Below are 18842 nucleotides of genomic sequence, written 5' to 3' on the forward strand. Positions count from 1 at the left end.
CGCCTCCCACCACTGAGGACATCCACGCATGCTGCGCTTCGTCGCGCGCCGCCTGCTCCAGGTCGTCCCGACGCTGCTCATCCTGTCCGTGCTGTTGTTCGCCTGGCTGCGCTCGCTGCCCGGTGGACCGGCCGGTGCGCTGCTCGGAGACAAGGCGACCCCGGAGTCGATCGCCGCACTCAACAAGACACTGGGCCTGGACCAACCCATCCCGATCCAGTACCTGCACTACCTCGGCCGGGCGCTGACCGGCGACTTCGGCGCCTCCCTCGTCACCGGAGACCCGGTGATCACCGAGCTCGGCCGCGCGCTGCCGGGCACGATCGAGCTCTCCCTGGCGGCGCTGCTGCTCGCCGTCGCCCTCGGGATCCCGCTCGGCTACCTCGCCGCCCGCCACCGCGGCGGGATCTGGGACAACCTGACCATCGTCGGAACGCTGGTCGGTGTCGCCGTGCCGGTGTTCTTCCTCGGCTACGTGCTCAAGCAGTTCCTGGCCGTCGACCTCGGTCTGTTCCCGCCGTCCGGGCTGCAGTCGACCGGCATCGACGCCACCTCGGTGACCGGCTTCCCCACCCTCGACGGCCTGCTCACCCGCGAGTTCGACGCCAGCTGGGACTCGCTGATGCACCTCGTGCTGCCGGCCGTCACGCTGGCGACGATCCCGCTCGCCGTCATCGTGCGGATCACCCGGGCCTCGGTGCTCGACGTGCTGGAGTCCGACTTCGTCCGCACCGCCAACGCCAAGGGCCTCGCGCCGGGCACCGTCCGCGGCCGGCACGTCCTGCGCAACGCGCTGCTGCCGGTCTCCACGACGATCGGCCTGCAGACCGGCCTGCTCCTCGCCGGCGCGGTGCTGACCGAGAAGGTGTTCAACCGGCCCGGCATCGGCACCCTGATCGCCGAGGGCATCGAGCGCCGCGACTACCCGCGGCTGCAGGCCGTGGTGCTGCTCGGCGCACTGATCTACGTGCTGGTCAACCTGCTCGTCGACCTGTCCTACGCCGTGATCGACCCGAGGGTGAGGCTGCGATGAGCGCACCGACCACCTGGGCGCAACGGCGCAGGGACCGGATCGACGACACCGCGGGCCGCAGCCTGTCCGCCGACGCGCTGCGCCGGCTGCGTCGCAGCCCCACCGCGATCGTCGGTGCGGTGATCATCGGGCTGTTCGTGCTGGTCTCGGTGTTCGCGCCGCTGCTGGCCCCGCACGACCCGGCCCAGGCCTTCCCGCAGCTGCTCGACCAGCTGCGTCCCGGCTCGATCCCCGGACCGCAGCCGGGCTTCCCGCTCGGCAGCGACCAGAACGGCCGCGACGAGTTCTCCCGGATGATCCTGGCGTCGCGCCAGACCCTGCTGGTCGGCGTGCTCGCCACCGTGTTCGGGCTCGCGGTGGGTCTGGTCATCGGCGTGGTCGCCGGGGCCTTCGGCGGCTGGATCGACACCGTCCTCATGCGGGTCACCGACGTGCTGCTGTCGATCCCGTCGCTGCTGCTCGCCATCTCCGTCGCGGCGCTGGCCGCCCGGCCCAGCCAGACCACGGTCATCATCGCCGTCGCGCTGGTGAACGTGCCGATCTTCGCCCGGCTGCTGCGCGGGTCGATGCTCGCCCAGCGCGACTCCGACCACGTCCTCGCGGCCACCGCGCTCGGCGTGAAGCGACGGGCGGTGGTGCTGCGGCACATGCTGCCCAACGCGATCGGCCCGGTGATCGTGCAGGCCACGCTGACCCTGGCGACGGCGATCCTCGACGCGGCCGCGCTGTCCTTCCTCGGCCTCGGCGACGCCGACCCGGCCCGCGCTGAGTGGGGCCTCATGCTCGCCTCCGCGCAGCCCTACCTCGACGTCCGGCCCGGGCTGGCGGTCTACCCGGCGATCGCGATCATCGTCGTCGCGCTCGGGTTCACGCTGCTCGGCGAGTCGCTGCGCGAGGCCATCGACCCGAAAGGCCGGAGATGACCACACCTCCGATGAACCCGCTGTTGCAGGTCCAGGACCTGTCCGTGCGCTTCGTCCGCAAGGGCGAGGCCGACGTCGTCGCCGTCGACGGGGTGTCGTTCGACGTCCGCCCCGGCGAGGTCGTCGGCCTGGTCGGCGAGTCCGGCTGCGGCAAGTCCGTGACCTCCCTGGCGATCATGGGACTGCTGCCGGGCCGCACCCCCCGGGTGGGCGGCTCGGTGCTGTTCTCCTCCGGGGACGAGTCCGTCGACCTGCTCACCCTGTCCGACGCCGCGCTGCGCGAGCGGCGCGGCCGCGACATCGGGATGGTCTTCCAGGACCCGCTGTCGTCGCTGAACCCGGTCGTCCCGGTGGGTGTCCAGATCACCGAGGCGCTCGTCCGGCACCGCGGGATGTCCAAGGACGAGGCGCGCCGGGAGGCGGTGTCGCTCCTGGAGCGGGTCGGTATCCCCGACCCGGCACGACGCGTGTCGGCCTACCCGCACCAGATGTCGGGCGGGATGCGCCAGCGGGCGCTGATCGCGATCGCGCTGGCCTGTCGGCCGAAGCTGCTCATCGCCGACGAGCCGACCACCGCCCTCGACGTCACCATCCAGGCCCAGATCCTGGAGCTGCTGCGCGAGCTGGTCGCCGAGACGGGGACGGCACTGATCATGATCACGCACGACCTCGGCGTCGTCGCGGGGCTCTGCGACCGGGTCAACGTCCTCTACGGCGGCCGGGTCGTGGAGCGCGCGGAGCGGCACGCACTGTTCGGGGGGCCGCGCCACCCGTACACCTCCGGTCTGATCCGGTCGATCCCGCGGCTGGACTCCGACCCCGCCGACGAGCTGCCCGCGATCACCGGGTCGGTGTCGGACAACCTGCCGTGGGACCACGCGTGCGCGTTCGCGCCGCGCTGCCCACGGGCGCTGGAGACCTGCACCTCGGTCACCCCGGCGGCCGACGACGAGGCGGGCCGGCTGCTGCGCTGCCACAACCCCGAGCCGATCGGAGCGACGGCATGAGCCCGCTGCTGGAGGTCTCCGACCTGCAGGTGCACTTCCCGATCACCCAGGGGGTGCTCGTCCAGCGCACCGTCGGGCACGTCAAGGCCGTCGACGGCGTCTCGCTGCGGATCGAGCGCGGCGAGACCTACGGCCTGGTCGGTGAGTCCGGCTGCGGCAAGTCCACGCTCGGCCGGGCGGTCCTCAAGCTCACCGAGCCGACCGCGGGGACGGTCTCCTTCGACGGCACCGACGTCGCCGCGCTGAAGGGGGAGCCGCTGCGCCGGATGCGCCGGCGGTTCCAGATGGTCTTCCAGGACCCGATGTCGAGCCTCGACCCGCGCCAGTCGGTCGGGTCGCTGCTGCGCGAGGGGCTGGCCGCACACGGCATCGAGGCCGGTCCGGACCGGCTCGCCGAGCTGATGCGCGCGGTCGGTCTGCCCGAGTCGGCCCTGCGCCGCTACCCGCACGAGTTCTCCGGCGGGCAGCGCCAGCGCATCGGCATCGCCCGTGCGCTCTGCGTGGAGCCCGACCTGGTCGTCGCCGACGAGCCGGTGTCCGCGCTGGACGTGTCGGTGCAGGCCCAGGTGCTGAACCTGCTGCGGTCGCTGCAACGCGAGCTGGGTCTGACCTACCTGGTCATCGCGCACGACCTGGCCGTCGTGCGGCACGTGTCCGACCGGGTCGGGGTGATGTACCTCGGGTCGATCGTGGAGGAGGCGCCGGCCCGCGCGCTCTACGACGGCCCGCTGCATCCCTACACCCGGGCGCTGCTCTCGGCGGTGCCCCAGCCGGACCCGACGGTGGAGGACACCCGCGAGCGGATCCTGCTGTCCGGGGACCTGCCGTCGCCGGCCGCGCCGCCCGCCGGGTGCCGGTTCCACACCCGCTGCCCGTGGCGTCAGGAGGACCGGTGCTCCACCGAGCGCCCGCAGCTCCGGACGCTCGACGGCGACACCACCGGGCACCGGGTCGCCTGCCACCACGCCGAGGCCATCCGCGACGGGGTCATCACCCCGCACGAGGTGACCGCGGAGGAGGCCGACGCCGCCGTCGGCCCGGGCAGCGGCCCGGAGGTACCCGGCCAGCAGATCACCCTCGGCGACGCGATCGGCCGCTGACCGGCCCACCGGTCACCCGTGACCGGGCCGTCCGTACGAGACCTCTCGTGCGGACGGCCCGTTTCGCGCGGCGGTGGAGGGCGTCAGCGCAGGGCGCGGTTGATCGCGCTCACGACGCCCTTGAGGCTGGCGCTGGTGATCGAGCTGTCGATCCCGACGCCCCAGAACACCTTCTCCTCGACGGCGCACTCGACGTAGGCCGCGGCGCGGGCGTCGTCACCGCCGCCCATCGCGTGCTCGTGGTAGTCGAGGACCCGGACGTCGAACCCGATCCCGGCCAGCGCGTCCACGAACGCCGCGATCGGCCCGTTCCCGGAGCCGGCGATCTCGTGCAGGTCGGACTCGACGCGCACCGTCGCCACGATCTCGTCGCGGCCCTCGCCGTCGCTGTGGACGCGGTGGCGCACCAGCTTGAGCGGGGTCTCGCGGCCCAGGTACTCGACGTCGAACGCGTCGCGCATCGCCTTGGGCTCGACCTCGCCGCCCTCGGTGTCGGTGAAGGCCTGGATGACGTGGCTGAACTCGATCTGCAGCCGTCGCGGCAGGTCGAGCTGGTGCTCGGTCTTCATGATGTAGGCGATGCCGCCCTTGCCGGACTGGCTGTTGACCCGGATGACGGCCTCGTAGGTGCGGCCGATGTCCTTCGGGTCCACGGGCAGGTACGGGACCTCCCAGGTGTGGTCGGCGACCGGGTGCCCGGCCTCGGCGGCGTCGGCCTCCATCGCGGCGAAGCCCTTGTTGATCGCGTCCTGGTGGGAGCCGGAGAACGCGGTGTAGACCAGGTCGCCGCCCCACGGGTGGCGCTCGTGCACCGGCAGCTGGTTGCAGTACTCGACGGTGCGGCGGATCTCGTCGATGTCGGAGAAGTCGATCTGCGGGTCGACGCCCTGGGTGAACATGTTCATGCCCAGCGCGACCAGGTCGACGTTGCCGGTGCGCTCGCCGTTGCCGAACAGGCAGCCCTCGATGCGGTCGGCGCCGGCCTGGTAGCCGAGCTCGGCGGCGGCGATGCCGGTACCGCGGTCGTTGTGCGGGTGCAGCGACAGGATCAGCGCGTCGCGACGGGCCAGGTTGCGGTGCATCCACTCGATGGAGTCCGCGTAGACGTTCGGCGTCGCCATCTCGACCGTCGCCGGCAGGTTGACGATCATCGGGTGCTCGGGCGTCGGCTGCCAGATCGCGCTCACCGCGTTGGTGATCTCGACGGCGTACTCCAGCTCGGTGCCGGTGTAGGACTCCGGCGAGTACTGGAAGGTCCAGTCGGTCGCCGGGTACTTCTCGGCGAACTTCGCGACCTCCTCCGCGCCGTCGGTGGCGATCTTGGTGATGCCCGCGCGGTCGGAGCGGAAGACGACCCGGCGCTGCAGGATCGAGGTCGAGTTGTAGAGGTGGACGATCGCCGAGTGCGCGCCCTCGCAGGCCTCGAAGGTTCGCTGGATCAGCTCCGGCCGGGCCTGGGTCAGGACCTGGATCTGCACGTCGGACGGGATCGCCTCGTCCTCGATGATCTCGCGGACGAAGTCGAAGTCGGTCTGGCTCGCCGCCGGGAAGCCGACCTCGATCTGCTTGTAGCCCATGCGTACCAGCAGGTCGAACATGCGCCGCTTGCGCAGCGGGCTCATCGGGTCGATCAGCGCCTGGTTGCCGTCACGCAGGTCGACCGCGCACCACAGCGGCGCGGTGTCGATGACCTTGTCCGGCCACGTGCGGTCCGGCAGCGAGACCGGCTCGACCAGCTGATGGAACGGCTTGTACCGGTGCACCGGCATCTGCGAGCCGCGCTGGCGGTTCCAGGCCGGCTGGGTCGCGTGCGGCGCGCCCTCGGGGGTGCGGACGTTGCTGCGGGCGCGGGCCTCGTAGGCGTCGGGAGAGGTGGTCACGGGAACTGCTCCTGATGTCGGACGGTCGTGGCGACCGGCGGACACGCGAAACCCCGCGACGAGGGGCCGGTCGGTTCAGACCCCGCCGCGGCGGCGAAGGAGCAGGCGCGCCATGCTCCCACCGTAGACCCGACCCCCCGTTGTACGGCAACCCGCTGTCCCGGACCGGCGTTGGTGTCACCCGGACGACGGCACGCAACGAAGTGATCACAACCGAGAGCGTTCTTCCTCGTTGTGGGGGCAGTGAGGGCACGGCGGTGCGACCATGACGCCGTCGGAGACAAAGGGGTGTGTGATGGCGGCAACCGTGGGTACGACCGTGCGGCAGGGCGTGGGCATCATCGCGACGATCGTGCGGATCGTGGGCCTGGTGATCGTGGCCATCCTGGTCGCGCACATCGTGCTGACCCTGCTCGACGCCAACCCGGCGAACTTCCTCACCGAGTACATCTCGTCGTGGGCGGCCCAGCTGAACCTCGGCCTCGGTGACCTGTTCACCCCGGCCCAGCCGAAGATGGCCGTCACGCTGAACTACGGGGTCGCGGCGATCCTCTGGCTGATCATCACCACGGTCGTCGTCAGGCTGCTGCGCCGCGTCTGAGGACCGTCCGCTCCGCCAGCCGGGTGAGCGCCTTCGGGAAGATCTCGGCCGGCGGGGTGACGAGCCCGGCCCCGACCTGCCCGACGCCCGCGACCCGTCCGGCCATACCCGTGTTGATCTGCGGGAGGATGCCCGTCCGGCAGACTCGGGTGACGTCGATGCCGCTGGGGACACCGGCGAACTCCAGGATCGGGACGGTCCACCGCCGGCTCTCCCCGAGCGTGATCTCGCGCATCCGGCGGGTGGTGGCCAGTGCGTCCGGCACGGTCCCGCCGACGAACCGCACGATCGCCGGGGCGGTCGCCATGGCGAAGCCACCGATCCCGGCCGTCTCGGTGATCGCCGAGTCGCCGATGTCGGGGTTGGCGTCGGCCGGGCCGTAGTCGCCCAGGAACAGGCCGTCGGCCAGCTGGGCCGGGCCGGTGAACCACTCGTCGCCGGTGCCGGAGACCTGGATGCCGAAGTCGGTTCCGTTGCGCGCCATCGCCACCACCATGGTGGAGCCGTCGACGTCCCGGGCGGCGTCCAGGGCCAGCTTGCACGCGGGCATGGCGAGGTTCAGGAAGAAGTGGTCGTTGCCCCCGACGAACCGCAGCGCCTCCGCGACGTCGGCGCTCGGGACACCGGCGGCGGCCGCCGTCGCGACGAGGTCCGGGCCCAGGTCCCGCAGCAGCATCAGGGTCCCCGCCCGGTTGCGGTTGTGCGCCTCGTCGCCCATCTGCAGCATCTGGGTCAGCACGCCGGTCACGTCGACCGGCTCACCCGCGTCCCGCCGGGCCCGGACGGCGCCGCGCAGCAGCGGGCCCAGCACGTCGCCCATCCAGCGCAGCCGCCGGATCACCTCCGGGCCGTAGGCGCCGTAGCGCAGGACCTTGCCCAGCCCCTCGTTCAGCGAGCAGTGGGCACGGCGGCCGGTGGCCGGGTCCTCGAGCACGAACATCCACATGCCCGGGGTGACGACGCCGGCCATCGGGCCGACCGCCCCGCGGTGGTGGCACGGCTCCAGCGAGACCGAGGAGCCCGACGCGAACAGCGCTGCGGCGTCCTCCGGGTCGGTGACCAGGCCCTCCAGCGCGGCGCCGCCCATCAGGGCGCCGCGGAGCGGGCCTGATGCGCGCTCCCAGGTGATCGGTGGCCCGGCGTGCAGGAACTCTCCCGGGGTGAGGCCGAGGACCTCCGAGGCCGGGGCGACGTCGACGAGCGTCGCGGTGACGTCGAGCATCGCGGCGAGGGCGCGCTCGTTCGCCGCCCGGCGCAGCGGGTCGGTGGCGACGGTCGCCAGATCGGCCGCGGTGCCGTCCATCGGCGGGCGCCAGTCGACCCGGGTGACCGGGACGGCCTGGTCGGCGGCGGCGTCGGCGAGCAGGTCGGTGCCGGTGCTCACCAGCGAGGGGGTGGTCATCGGGCGGCTCCGGTCGTCGTGTCGGCGGGAAGGAGTGCGAGTGCCCGGCGCGTGGCGCCGGCGTGCGAGAGGTGGACCTCCGCGCCGGCCGCGACCAGCGCGTCGATCTGCGCGGCCAGGTCCTGCGGGTCGGCGCCGGTCCCGACGACCGAGACGACGGCCGGCACCCGGGACCCGGCGATCGCGGGGGCCAGCACGGAGGCCGGGTCCGGCTCGGCGCCGTGCCCCAGCACCAGGTCGAGCAGGACGACGGCGGTCTCCGGGTCGGCCAGCGCGGCCGCGAGGTGCTCCAGGCGCAACGTCGGGTCGATCATCGGGTGGGCGCGGCCACGGGTCCACTCGTCGTCGCCGAAGTCGACGAAGGTGTGGCCGGCCCGGGCAGCGTCCTCGCCCGCGATCTGCGCGGACTCGGTGGCGAGCGTGCCGCCGACGAACAGGCCGCGCAGCCGGTGCCCGCCGGGCGCCGGCCGCGCGGTGCCGTGCACCGGCCAGTCCGGGACGGGTCGGCCCAGCCGGACCAGGGCGGCCTCGGTCGCCGCGGTCAGGTCGGGCCTGCCCGGCCCGAGCAGCGCGTACTCGACCGGCGTCGTGAGCGTCGCGACCAGCCGGTCGATCCGTTCGGCGACCTCGGGGGCGGGGGGCTTGGACACCAGCACGATCAGCTCGACGGCCGGGTCCGCGTCGAGGCGGCGCAGGGCCTCCCGGGTGGCGAGGCCGCCGACCGGAGCGGACAGGTCCCGCCCGCCGACGCCGAGCGCGGCGCGCACACCGACCCCGGCGTGGTCGAGCAGCGCCATCACCTGCTGGCACCCGGTCCCGGACGCGGCGACGAGCCCCACCGGACCGGGCTCGACGACGTTGGCGAATCCCAGGCCGAGCCCGTCCAGCACGGCCGTCCCGCAGTCCGGGCCCATGACCAGCAGGGACCGCTGCGCGGCGGCCTGCTTGAGCGCCACCTCCTGCTCCACCGGCACGTTGTCGCTGAAGATCATGACGTCGCTGCCGGCGTCGAGGGCGTCCATCGCCTCGACGGTGGCGTGCGGCCCGGGCACCGACACGAGCACGACCGAGCCCGGTGCCCTGTCCAGCGCCGTGGCGGTGGTGCGCGGCGGCGCGACCGCACCGGCCCCGCCGTCCGGTGCCGGTCTGCCCGCCTCGGCGAGCGCTTGGTCGACACCCGCCACGGCGGCGGACAGCGCGTCGTCACCGGTCAGGTGCAGGGCGACGACCAGGTCGTTCGCGCCGGTCCCGGCGGGGACGGAGAACCCCATGCCGGTCAGGACGTCGACGTTGAGCGGGGTGGCCATGGCGACCTGCGCGGCGACCACCCCGTCGAGCTGCTGGGCGGTGCGGCTGACCCGGAGCAGCGTGACCGAGTCGGCGTAGGCGCCGGGCCGGACCTCGACGTGCGTCGTCGTCATGCGGCGACTCCTTCGGTGTGCAGGGCGGACAGGGCGAGCGCGGCGCCGTGGACCATCGCGGCCCCGGAGGTGTGCCCGACGACGGTGAGCGCGGCGCGGGCCGCGGGCTCGGCCGCCGTGCCGAGCGCGGTGACCAGCGCGGCGAACTGCGGCACGACCTCGCCGCGCAGGGCACACCGCAGGAGCTCGGCGGACAGCAGCGTGGTGCGGTGCAGGTGGGCCAGGACGGCGGCGTCCACCTCGGGGGTGGCGACGCCGGCGGCCCGGTGCAGGGCGAGCCAGCCGCACAGGACGTCGTCGCCGAGCGGGGTGAGCCCCTCGCCGCGTCCGACGAGCCCGGCGACGGCGGCCGGGGTCACCTCGGCCGGCAGGCCGGGGGCCGGCCGGAGCCCGGTGCGGGGCAGCGGGGACCGCGCGGGCACCCGGGTGTCGACCAGCCGCCGGACGACGACCGGCTCGTCGTCGAGGTGCAGGACCCCGCCGTGCACGGCGGCGGTGCCGACGGCGAGCGAGGGGAGCCGGGACCGCAGTCCGCAGGGCACCGGCACCGCCTCCGCGCCGAGGACGCCGACGCAGGTCTCGCGACCGTCGTCGTGGACGGCGAGGTAGACGGCGTCGGAGCCGCGGTGCACGACCCGGACCGGTCCGTCCGCGGCCCGCCGCAGCAGGTCGCGGACCCGGACGGGTGCGCTGACTCCGATCACGGACCGAAACTAGCCTGGGCAGCAGCGTCCGCCGATGTTAACTTGTGCCACCTTCGGACCGAAGGGGCGGCAACAGTTGCTGACGGAGGAGACCGGGGACCCGGAGTTCCCGGCCCGCGAGGCGCTGGCCCGGCTCGATGCGCTGCACACCGGGCTGACCCGGATCGCGCTGGAGGGCGGGGACCTCGCGGGGATCGCGGCCGAGGTCGGGCGGGTGCTCGACGTGGGCGTCGCGGTCACCTCCACCGACGGGCGGGAGCGGGCGTCGGCGCTGTCGGAGGACCAGCTCCGGATGCTGACCGAGCACGACCTCGTCGACCCGACGGGCCGGCTGCGCGTCGAGCGGATGGGGATCGACGGCGTCCCGGTCGCGGGCGGGGAGGCCCGCACCCTGCGGGTCGCGGCCGGTGGGCAGAACCTCGCCCGGCTGGTCTGCGTGCGCCTGACCGCCCGGCTCGCCCCGGACGACGTGCAGGCGCTGGAGCGCGCCGCCGCGGTGGCCGCGCTGCTGATCACCCGCGAGGAGGCGGTCACCGCCGTCGAGACCAAGTACCAGGGCGACTTCCTGCGGGACCTGCTGCTGCGCCGCACCGCCGACCCCGCCTACGTCGCCGAGCACGCGGACACCCTCGGCTGGGACCTGCGCCGCCCGATGGTCGTGCTGACCGCCGAGCTCGACCCGATCGACGCGCGGGTCCCGGCCGAGCAGTGGCGCGCCTGGCAGAAGCGGTTCTCGGCGGGGTGGCGCCAGGTCTGCTCCGGGCTGGGGGAGGGCATCCCCACCGTCGACTTCTCCTCCGAGGTCGTGACCCTGCTGCCGGTCGACGCGGACCCCGGTCCACCCCCCGGCCGCGACATCGTGCGGCGGGCCGTCACCGCGGTCGCCGGGGACAAGGGCGGCGGGCGACGGCAGTTCTCGGCGGGGGTCAGCCGCCCGGTGCCCGACATCGACGCCCTGCCCGGCGCCTACGCCCAGGCACGGCGGGCGGTCGAGGTGGGCCGCCGGATCTCCGGCGGCGGCAGCACGACGTTCTTCGACCAGCTCGGCCTGCACCGGCTGCTCGCGCTCGTCCCGGACCCGGCGGAGCTGGACTCCTTCGTCCGCGACGCGCTGGGCCCGCTCGCCGAGCCCACCACCGAGGCCGCCGAGCTGCGCGAGACCCTGCAGGTCCTGCTCGACACGAACTTCACCGTGGCCGAGGCGGCCCGGGTGCAGTTCTTCCACTACAACACGATGCGCTACCGCGTCGCCAAGCTGGAACGGCTCCTCGGCCCGCTGTCGACGGACCCGAACCTGCGGCTCGACGTCGCCGTCGCGCTGCAGGCGCTGCGCATCGTCGGCCGACCGGGCGGAACGTGAACGACATCCAGCGGAAACCGCACGGCCCGACGCATGCAGGCATCGTGCTGGCGTCATCAATTCGTGCCAGTGGATCCACCGGTCAATCGGCAGTAGTAGCCGTCGAGGTGCGACCTGGGTCTCATTAGCTTGAGTCGGGTCTCCGGTGCCGTGTGAAGGGATCGCCATGTCGATGTTCAGGTGGGAAGTGGTCGATCCGGGGCCGGGGGAGGCGGTCGCACCCCGCCAGCGGCTCCCCTGGGGGAAGACGGTCGGGCTGGGGATGCAGCACGTCGTCGCGATGTTCGGGGCGACCTTCGTGTTCCCCGTGGTGATGGGGCTGGACCCCAACCTCGCGATCCTGTTCTCGGGCCTGTGCACCGTCCTGTTCCTGGTCGTCTGCAAGAACATGGTGCCCAGCTACCTCGGCACCAGCGCCGCCTTCGTCGGCGGGGTCGCGGCGATCCGGGCGGCCGGCGGCGACTCCGCCGCCGTGACCGGGGCGATCATGGTCTCCGGCCTGGTGCTGCTCGCGATCGGTGTGTTCGTGCACCTCGCGGGCGCCCGGCTCGTGCACCGGGTGCTACCGCCCGCGGTGACCGGTGCGGTCGTCATGCTGATCGGGTTCAACCTGGCCCCGGTCGTCGCGTCGGTGTACTGGCCGGTGGACCAGTGGACCGCGCTGCTCACCGCGACGTTCCTGGTCTGCGCCGCCGTCCTGTTCCGCGGCTTCTGGGGACGGATCGCGGTGTTCCTCGCGCTCGTCTTCGGGTTCGTGCTCTCCTGGCTGCTCGACCTCCTGAGCGGCCCGATCACCTCCTGCGGCGGTGCGGACTGCACCCCGGAGCCGCACTCGCGCGTCTCCTTCGAGGGCCTGGCCGACGCCGCCTGGTTCGGACTGCCCAGCGGGACCCTGGACGACGGCGTCCCGGCCGTGCACGCGCCCAGCTTCTCGCTGATGTTCGTGCTGCTGGTGCTCCCCGGCGTCATCGCGCTGGTCGCCGAGAACCTGGGGCACGTCAAGGCGGTCGCCGAGATGACCGGCGACGACCTCGACCCCTACCTGGGCCGGGCGCTGGGCGCCGACGGCGCCGCCACCGCGCTGGCCAGCCTGTTCGGCGGGTCCCCGACGACGACCTACGCCGAGAACATCGGCGTCATGGGTGCGACCAGGGTGTACTCCACCGCGGCCTACTACGTCGCGGCCGCCGTGGCGATCCTGCTCGGCCTGTGCCCCAAGTTCGGCGTGCTGGTCGGGGCGATCCCCGGCGGTGTGCTCGGCGGGATCACGCTCGTGCTCTACGGGATGATCGCGCTGGTCGGCGCCAAGATCTGGGTGGAGAACGGGGTCGACTTCGGCGAACCCCGCAACCTCGTCGGCCTCGCGGCGGGCATGGTCGCCGGCATCGGCGGCGTCGCGCTGGACCTGGGCAACGGGTTCGAGCTGGGCGGCATCGCGCTCGGCACCATCCTGGTGATCGTCTACTTCCACGCCGTCGCGCTGCGCGACCGCCGGTCCGGGACGTCCGGCCCGTCCGGCGCGTCCGGGACGCCCGCCGGGACGATGGTGACCAGGGTCGACGACGGGGAGGCGAAGGACAGCCCGTGAAGCCCGCACCCTTCGACTACGTCCGCCCGACGGACCTGGCCGGGGCCGTCGCCGCGCTCGCGGCGCCGGACTCGAAGGTGCTGGCCGGTGGACAGAGTCTCGTGCCGCTGCTGTCCATGCGGCTGGTCGCACCGTCCCTGGTCGTCGACATCAACGGCGTACCCGGCCTGGACACGATCACCGAGGTCGAAGGGGGTGTCCGGGTCGGCGCGCTGGCCCGGCACACCGCGGTCCTGGAGTCACCGCTGCTCGCCAGGGTCCAGCCGCTGGTGCCGGCCGCGCTGGCCCACGTCGCGCACCCCACGATCCGCAACCGCGGCACGACCGTCGGGTCCCTCGTGCACGCCGACGCCGCCGCCGAGATGCCGGTGGTGCTGCGGCTGCTGGAGGGGGCGCTCGACGTCGAGGGGCCCGCCGGGCGCCGCACGATCGGAGCGCGTGAGCTGTTCGTCGGCCCGCTGGAGTCGGCGGTCGGCCCGGACGAGATCGCCGTCTCGGCGTTCTTTCCCGCCCTGCCGGCGGGCGCGGGCGTCGCCTTCGACGAGGTCGCCCGCCGGCACGGCGACTACGCCCTGGTCGGCGCGGGGGCGGTCGTCGACGGCGACCGGGTCCGGGTCGGCTACCTGTCGGTGAGCGACGTCCCCGTGGTCGTCGACCTGACCGGCGTCGCCCCGGCCGACCGGGCCGACGCCGCCCTCGAACACCTGGACCCGGCCACCGACATCCACGCCACGGCGGCCTACCGGCGACAGCTGGTCCGGGTCCTGACCGACCGGGTGGTGGCCGCGGCGACCCGGAACGCGACCGCGCAGGGAGGCGGGCGATGAGCGAGACGCTCCACGACATCCGGCTGACGGTGAACGACGTCGTCCACGACCTGCGGGTCCCGGCACGGCGGCTGCTGTCCGACGCGCTGCGCCACGACCTCGGCCTGACCGGAACCCACGTCGGCTGCGAGCACGGGGTCTGCGGGGCCTGCACGATCCTGCTCGACGGCGAGCCGGCGCGGGCCTGTCTGATGCTCGCCGTCGCCGCGCAGTCCTGCGCGATCACCACCGTCGAGGGGCTGACCGAGCCGGACGGGTCGTTGTCCCCGGTGCAGCAGGCCTTCGCCGAGTGCCACGGTCTGCAGTGCGGCTTCTGCACCCCCGGCTTCCTGACGACGATCACCGCCGGGCTGCGCCGCGACCCCTGCCCCACCCGCGAGCGGGCCCGCGACATGATCGGCGGGAACCTCTGCCGCTGCACCGGCTACCAGAACATCGTCACGGCGGTCGAGCGGGCCGCCGAGATCGGGGCCGCCCGGTGACCACCAAGCTCATGGGCCAGCGCGTCCAGCGGGTCGAGGACCAGCGCTTCCTGCGCGGCGGCGGCCGCTACCTCGACGACGTCGACCCCGGACCCGGCGTGCTGCACGCCGCGGTGCTGCGCTCCCCGCACGCGCACGCCCGCATCCGCGACATCGACGTGTCCGGCGTCCTCGACGTGCCGGGCGTGCACGCGGTCTACACCCACGACGACCTGACCGGCCCGATGGCGGAGCCGCTGCCCGTGCTCATCCCGCACCCCGCGCTGACCCACGGCCGCACCCAGTTCGCGCTGGCCGGCGACGAGGTCAACCACGTCGGGGAGGCGGTCGCGTTCGTCGTCGCCGAGGACCGCTACCTCGCCGAGGACGCCGTCGACCGGATCGTCGTCGACTACGAGGTGCTGCCCGCCGTCGTCGGGATCGCGGCGGCCCGCACGGCCGAGCGGCTCGTGCACGACGACGTGCCCGGCAACGTCGGCGCCCGGATGGAGCAGGCCGTCGGCGACGCCCCGGCCGCCATCGCCGCGGCGCCGCACCGCCTGGAACTGGACCTGGAGATCGAGCGCAGCGCGTGCATGCCGCTGGAGGGCCGCGGCACCGTCGCCCGCTGGGACCCCGCCCTCGGCCGGCTCGTCCTGTGGACCTCCACCCAGAGCTCCACCGGGGTCCGCGCCGCCGTCGCGGCACGGCTGGGCCTCGACATCGGGCGGGTCGACGTGATCACCCCGGACGTCGGCGGCGGCTTCGGCGTCAAGATCGTCCACCCGTGGCCGGAGGAGCTGCTGGTCCCGATGGCCGCCCGCGCCCTGGGCCGGCCGGTGAAGTTCGTGGAGGACCGGCGCGAGCACTTCGTCTCCTCCGCGCACGAGCGCGGCCAGGTCCAGCACGTCGAGGTCGGCTTCGACGACGACGGCAGGCTGCTCGGCCTCGACGTCGAGTTCTGGCACGACCACGGCGCCTACACCCCGTACGGCCTGATCGTCCCGATCATCACCTCGACCCAGCTGCTCGGCCCGTACAAGCCGGGCGCCTACCGGGTCGCCTTCTCCTCGCTCTACACCAACACCGTGATCGTGACGCCGTACCGCGGCGCCGGGCGCCCCCAGGGCTGCTTCGCCATGGAGCGCACGATGGACGCGATCGCGGGCTACCTGGGCCGCGACCGCGCCGAGGTCCGCGCGGTGAACTTCATCCAGCCGCACGAGTTCCCCTACGACCACGGCCTGATCTTCCAGGACGGCAGGCCGCTGGAGTACGACTCGGGCGACTACCCGGCCCTGCTGGAGAAGCTGCGCACGCTGATCGACTGGGACGGGTTCGCGGCCTTCCGCCGCGCGTGCGCCGAGCAGGGCCGGACCGTCGGGATCGGGCTGGCCTGCTACGTCGAGGGCACCGGCGTCGGCCCCTACGAGGGCGCGCACGTGCACGTCGCGACGACCGGCCGGGTCACGGTCGCGACCGGGCTCACCACCCAGGGCCAGAGCCACGAGACCGCGTTCGCCCAGATCGTCGCCGACGAGCTGGGGGTGCGGTTCTCCGACGTCGAGGTCGTCACCGGCGACACCCGGCGGATGCCCTACGCGGTCGGCACGTTCGCCTCCCGGGCCGCGGTCATGTCCGGCTCGGCGGTCCTCAAGGCCGCCCGGCGGACGAAGGAGAAGGCCCTGCGGCTGGCCGCCGACGCGCTCGAGGCCGACGTCGCGGACCTGGAGATCGTCGACGGCGTGGTGGGGGTGCGGGGCACCGAGCGGTCGATCCCGTTGGGCACGCTGTCGGTGCTGTCCAACCCGCTGCGCTACGCCTTCGACGAGGCCTCGAAGGCCGCCACCCAGTTCTCGGTCGGGGACACCGCTGACCACACTGCGTTGCCGGTCCCCGACGGGGAGCAACCGGGTCTGGAGGGCACCGACTTCCACAGCACGCCGCGCGCGACCTACGCCTCCGGGATGCACGCCGCGATCGTCGAGACCGACCCGGACACCGCCGAGATCCGGATCCTGCGTTACGCCGTCGTCCACGACTGCGGCCACCTGATCAACCCGATGGTCGTCGAGGGACAGATCCACGGCGGCGTCGCCCAGGGCGTCGGCGGCGCGCTGTACGAGCGGATGGCCTACGACGAGTCCGGCCAGCTGCTCAACGCGTCCTTCATGGACTTCCTGATGCCGTACGTGTCCGAGGTCCCCGACGGGATCGAGATCGACCACCTGGAGACGCCCTCGCCGCTCAACCCCCTCGGCATCAAGGGGGCGGGCGAGGCCGGTGTCATCCCGGTCTCGGCGGTGATCGCCGCCGCGGTCTCCGACGCCGAGGGCTTCCCGGTCACCGCGATGCCGATCTCGCCGTCGGACCTGTTCAGCCTGCGTGAGGAGCACCGCTCGTGAAGATCAGTGGCAGCAACGTCGTCGAGCACCCGGTCGAGCGGGTCTGGGAGGCGCTGCTCGACCCCCGGGTGCTGGTCGCGACCATCCCCGGCTGCGAACGGCTGGAGCCGACCGGCGAGAACGCCTACGCGATGACGGTGACCGCCGGGGTCGCCGCGATCAGGGGCACCTACACCGGCAGCTGCGCGCTGTCGAAGCTGGAACCGCACGAGTCGCTGGTCATGACCCTGAACGGGGCGGGCGGGCCGGGCACGGTCGACGCCGTCGTCGACGTCACCTTCGACGACCTCGGCGCGGGCGGCACCCGGATCGGCTACACCGCCGACGCGACGGTCGGCGGCATGGTCGGCGGCGTCGGCCAGCGGATGCTCGCCAGCGTGTCCACCCGGATGGCGGACCGGTTCTTCGACGCCGTCGGCGCGGCGATCGGCGCAGGTGGTGTGGGCGCCGTGCCCCCCGTGCCCCCTGCGCGCGGGACCCCTGTGCCCGCTGTCCCCGTGCCGGCCGTAGCGGTGGCGGAGCCAGCACCGCTCGTCGGCGCCCCGGCCTACGCCGAGCCGCTGACGGGCGCGCAGGTGTTCACGTCCGCGCCCGCCGCCGGGGGCCCGGGCAGCGGTGAGCTCACCCGCGGCATCGGGATCGGCGCGGCCGTCGCGCTGCTGGGCGTGCTGGTCGGCGCCGTGATCGGGCGTCGCCGGTGAGCGCCGACATCACGGTCGCGACCCCGGCCCGCGAGCAGGCCGCCGCGGTCAGGGCCAAGGAGATCTCCGCCCGCGAGCTGCTCGACCTGCACCTGGAGCGGATCGCGCTGCGCAACCCGCGGCTCAACGCGATCGTCTCCCTCGACGAGGAGCGCGCCCGGGCCGGGGCCGAGGCCGCCGACCGCGCACTGGCCGCCGGGACGGAGCCCGGTCCGCTGCACGGGCTGCCGTTCGCGTTCAAGGACACCCACGCCGTCGCCGGCTGGCGGACCACCTACGGCTCCCCGCTGTTCGCCGAGCACGTCCCGGACACCGACGATCTGCTGGTGGAGCGGGTGCGGGCGGCCGGTGCGGTGACGATCGGCAAGACCAACGTCCCCGAGTTCGCGGCCGGCTCGCACACCTTCAACCGGGTGTTCGGCACCACGCTCAACCCGCACGACCCGACCCGGTCCGCCGGCGGGTCCTCGGGCGGGGCGGCGTGCGCGCTGGCGACCGGGATGGTGCCCTTGGCCGAGGGCTCGGACATGGGCGGCTCGCTGCGCAACCCGGCGTCGTTCTGCGGGGTCGTCGGACTGCGGCCGTCCTGGGGGCGGGTGCCGGAGTGGCCGTCGGCGAACATGTGGGAGCCCACCTCGACCGGTGGGCCGATGGCCCGCACCGTCGACGACCTGGCGCTGCTGCTGTCGGTGCTGGCCGGGCCGGACCCGCGGGCGCCGCATGCGCTCGGCGACCCCGGCGCGGCCTTCGGGGCACCGGTCGTCCCGGCGTCGCTTGCCGGGCTGCGGGTGGGGTTGTCCGCAGACCTGGACGGGGCTTTCGCCGTCGACCGGAGCGTCCGGGCGGTCGTCGAGGCGGCCGGGGTGGCACTGGCCGGGGCCGGCGCGGCGGTGACCGGCTCGATCCCGGACCTCACCGGCGCCGACGAGTGCTTCCGCACCCTGCGTGCGTGGCACTTCCAGGCCCGGTTCGGTCTGCAGCTGGCCGTGCACCCCACCGAGTTCAAGTCCTCGCTGGCCGCGAACATCCGGGCGGGGGAGTCGCTGACCGGCGCGGACGTCGCCGTCGCGTTCCAGCGGCGCACCACGCTGGCGCACCGGATGCGGGAGTACTTCGCCGACCACGACGTGCTGGTGCTGCCGGTGTCGCAGGTCCCGCCGTTCCCAGCCGACCGGGAGTTCCCGGACACCGTCGACGGGATGCCGATGGACTCCTACCTGGACTGGATGCGTTCGGCCTACCTGATCACCGTGACCGGCTGCCCCGCCGTCTCGGTGCCGTTCGGGACCACTCCCGACGGGCTCCCGGTGGGGGTCCAGATCGTGGCCCGCCACGGCGCCGACCGGTACCTCCTGGAGGTCGCGGCCGCGGTCGAGGCACTGGCGAAGAGTGCCACTCGAACGGTGCTTTGACGGCAGAAGTCGCCATG

Annotated in this window: 16 protein-coding genes; 12 read left to right on the forward strand and 4 right to left on the reverse strand. The window is 73.7% G+C overall.

Annotated elements, in window-relative coordinates; genetic code table 11:
* Positions 1-28 precede the first annotated feature (28 nt).
* The 4 genes from Ae505Ps2_RS08775 to Ae505Ps2_RS08790 are packed head-to-tail and all read left to right on the forward strand — an operon-like array spanning position 29 to position 4063.
* Complete coding sequence (locus Ae505Ps2_RS08775) at positions 29-1033, forward strand: ABC transporter permease (protein ID WP_060713643.1); 1005 nt, start codon at positions 29-31, stop codon at positions 1031-1033.
* A complete protein-coding gene (locus Ae505Ps2_RS08780; protein WP_075334106.1) occupies positions 1030-1956 on the forward strand; it encodes an ABC transporter permease in 927 nt (308 codons plus the stop codon). Before Ae505Ps2_RS08775 ends, Ae505Ps2_RS08780 begins: the two co-directional genes overlap by 4 nt.
* Positions 1953-2963 (forward strand): ABC transporter ATP-binding protein, encoded by a 1011-nt coding sequence (locus Ae505Ps2_RS08785; protein WP_283160349.1) that lies wholly within the window; start codon positions 1953-1955, stop codon positions 2961-2963. Before Ae505Ps2_RS08780 ends, Ae505Ps2_RS08785 begins: the two co-directional genes overlap by 4 nt.
* Positions 2960-4063, forward strand: coding sequence for an oligopeptide/dipeptide ABC transporter ATP-binding protein (locus Ae505Ps2_RS08790; protein WP_075334107.1), 1104 nt, complete (start codon positions 2960-2962; stop codon positions 4061-4063). Before Ae505Ps2_RS08785 ends, Ae505Ps2_RS08790 begins: the two co-directional genes overlap by 4 nt.
* Positions 4064-4146: 83 nt before the next feature.
* On the opposite strand, the gene leuA is transcribed toward Ae505Ps2_RS08790, so the two are convergent.
* Positions 4147-5943: a 2-isopropylmalate synthase gene (leuA, locus tag Ae505Ps2_RS08795; RefSeq protein WP_075308866.1), complete on the reverse strand. Its 1797-nt coding sequence runs from the start codon at positions 5941-5943 to the stop codon at positions 4147-4149.
* 295 nt (positions 5944-6238) lie between these two features.
* Here leuA and Ae505Ps2_RS08800 point away from each other — a divergent pair, with 295 nt between their 5' ends.
* Positions 6239-6544, forward strand: coding sequence for a hypothetical protein (locus Ae505Ps2_RS08800; protein ID WP_075308864.1), 306 nt, complete (start codon positions 6239-6241; stop codon positions 6542-6544).
* Here the strand turns inward: Ae505Ps2_RS08800 and Ae505Ps2_RS08805 are convergent.
* From Ae505Ps2_RS08805 to Ae505Ps2_RS08815, 3 genes are read right to left on the reverse strand one after another with little or no spacing between them, the layout of a single operon-like run.
* The gene (locus Ae505Ps2_RS08805) at positions 6522-7946 is read right to left on the reverse strand and encodes a DUF1116 domain-containing protein (RefSeq protein WP_075308862.1); all 1425 of its coding nucleotides are present in this window, start codon (positions 7944-7946) and stop codon (positions 6522-6524) included. The two genes, Ae505Ps2_RS08800 and Ae505Ps2_RS08805, sit on opposite strands and share 23 nt — an antisense overlap.
* Positions 7943-9367, reverse strand: a complete 1425-nt coding sequence (locus Ae505Ps2_RS08810) for an FdrA family protein (RefSeq protein ID WP_075553554.1) — start codon at positions 9365-9367, stop codon at positions 7943-7945. The genes Ae505Ps2_RS08805 and Ae505Ps2_RS08810 overlap by 4 nt, the downstream gene beginning before the upstream one ends.
* The gene (locus tag Ae505Ps2_RS08815; RefSeq protein ID WP_075334109.1) at positions 9364-10071 is read right to left on the reverse strand and encodes a DUF2877 domain-containing protein; all 708 of its coding nucleotides are present in this window, start codon (positions 10069-10071) and stop codon (positions 9364-9366) included. Before Ae505Ps2_RS08815 ends, Ae505Ps2_RS08810 begins: the two co-directional genes overlap by 4 nt.
* A gap of 76 nt (positions 10072-10147) precedes the next feature.
* On the opposite strand from Ae505Ps2_RS08815, the gene Ae505Ps2_RS08820 reads away from it, so the two are divergent.
* From Ae505Ps2_RS08820 to Ae505Ps2_RS08850, 7 genes are all read left to right on the forward strand, one after another.
* Positions 10148-11431 (forward strand): helix-turn-helix domain-containing protein, encoded by a 1284-nt coding sequence (locus Ae505Ps2_RS08820; protein WP_075334110.1) that lies wholly within the window; start codon positions 10148-10150, stop codon positions 11429-11431.
* Positions 11432-11603: 172 nt separating this feature from the next.
* On the forward strand, positions 11604-13019 hold the full coding sequence (locus Ae505Ps2_RS08825) for a solute carrier family 23 protein (RefSeq protein WP_083702604.1): 1416 nt from the start codon (positions 11604-11606) through the stop codon (positions 13017-13019).
* Positions 13016-13846 carry an FAD binding domain-containing protein gene (locus Ae505Ps2_RS08830; protein ID WP_075553555.1) on the forward strand — a complete coding sequence of 277 codons (831 nt, stop codon included), beginning with the start codon at positions 13016-13018 and terminating at the stop codon, positions 13844-13846. The genes Ae505Ps2_RS08825 and Ae505Ps2_RS08830 overlap by 4 nt, the downstream gene beginning before the upstream one ends.
* Positions 13843-14328, forward strand: a complete 486-nt coding sequence (locus Ae505Ps2_RS08835; RefSeq protein WP_020623355.1) for a (2Fe-2S)-binding protein — start codon at positions 13843-13845, stop codon at positions 14326-14328. Before Ae505Ps2_RS08830 ends, Ae505Ps2_RS08835 begins: the two co-directional genes overlap by 4 nt.
* On the forward strand, positions 14325-16712 hold the full coding sequence (gene cutA / locus Ae505Ps2_RS08840) for an aerobic carbon-monoxide dehydrogenase large subunit (protein WP_075308854.1): 2388 nt from the start codon (positions 14325-14327) through the stop codon (positions 16710-16712). The genes Ae505Ps2_RS08835 and cutA overlap by 4 nt, the downstream gene beginning before the upstream one ends.
* Positions 16709-17413: a carbon monoxide dehydrogenase subunit G gene (locus Ae505Ps2_RS08845; protein ID WP_075308852.1), complete on the forward strand. Its 705-nt coding sequence runs from the start codon at positions 16709-16711 to the stop codon at positions 17411-17413. Before cutA ends, Ae505Ps2_RS08845 begins: the two co-directional genes overlap by 4 nt.
* Positions 17410-18825, forward strand: a complete 1416-nt coding sequence (locus Ae505Ps2_RS08850; protein ID WP_083695489.1) for an amidase family protein — start codon at positions 17410-17412, stop codon at positions 18823-18825. Before Ae505Ps2_RS08845 ends, Ae505Ps2_RS08850 begins: the two co-directional genes overlap by 4 nt.
* The last annotated feature ends 17 nt before the right edge of the window (positions 18826-18842 follow it).

It is taken from the genome of Pseudonocardia sp. Ae505_Ps2 (genome assembly GCF_001932425.1).
Taxonomy (GTDB): domain Bacteria; phylum Actinomycetota; class Actinomycetes; order Mycobacteriales; family Pseudonocardiaceae; genus Pseudonocardia.

Excerpts from the sequence above, each read along its gene's own strand:
- Ae505Ps2_RS08775 (WP_060713643.1), top strand. The coding sequence starts at position 29 with ATGCTGCGCTTCGTCGCGCGCCGCCTGCTCCAGGTCGTCCCGACGCTG.
- Ae505Ps2_RS08780 (WP_075334106.1), top strand. The coding sequence starts at position 1,030 with ATGAGCGCACCGACCACCTGGGCGCAACGGCGCAGGGACCGGATCGAC.
- Ae505Ps2_RS08785 (WP_283160349.1), top strand. The coding sequence starts at position 1,953 with ATGACCACACCTCCGATGAACCCGCTGTTGCAGGTCCAGGACCTGTCC.
- Ae505Ps2_RS08790 (WP_075334107.1), top strand. The coding sequence starts at position 2,960 with ATGAGCCCGCTGCTGGAGGTCTCCGACCTGCAGGTGCACTTCCCGATC.
- Ae505Ps2_RS08800 (WP_075308864.1), top strand. The coding sequence starts at position 6,239 with ATGGCGGCAACCGTGGGTACGACCGTGCGGCAGGGCGTGGGCATCATC.
- Ae505Ps2_RS08805 (WP_075308862.1), bottom strand. The coding sequence starts at position 7,946 with ATGACCACCCCCTCGCTGGTGAGCACCGGCACCGACCTGCTCGCCGAC.
- Ae505Ps2_RS08810 (WP_075553554.1), bottom strand. The coding sequence starts at position 9,367 with ATGACGACGACGCACGTCGAGGTCCGGCCCGGCGCCTACGCCGACTCG.
- Ae505Ps2_RS08825 (WP_083702604.1), top strand. The coding sequence starts at position 11,604 with ATGTTCAGGTGGGAAGTGGTCGATCCGGGGCCGGGGGAGGCGGTCGCA.
- Ae505Ps2_RS08835 (WP_020623355.1), top strand. The coding sequence starts at position 13,843 with ATGAGCGAGACGCTCCACGACATCCGGCTGACGGTGAACGACGTCGTC.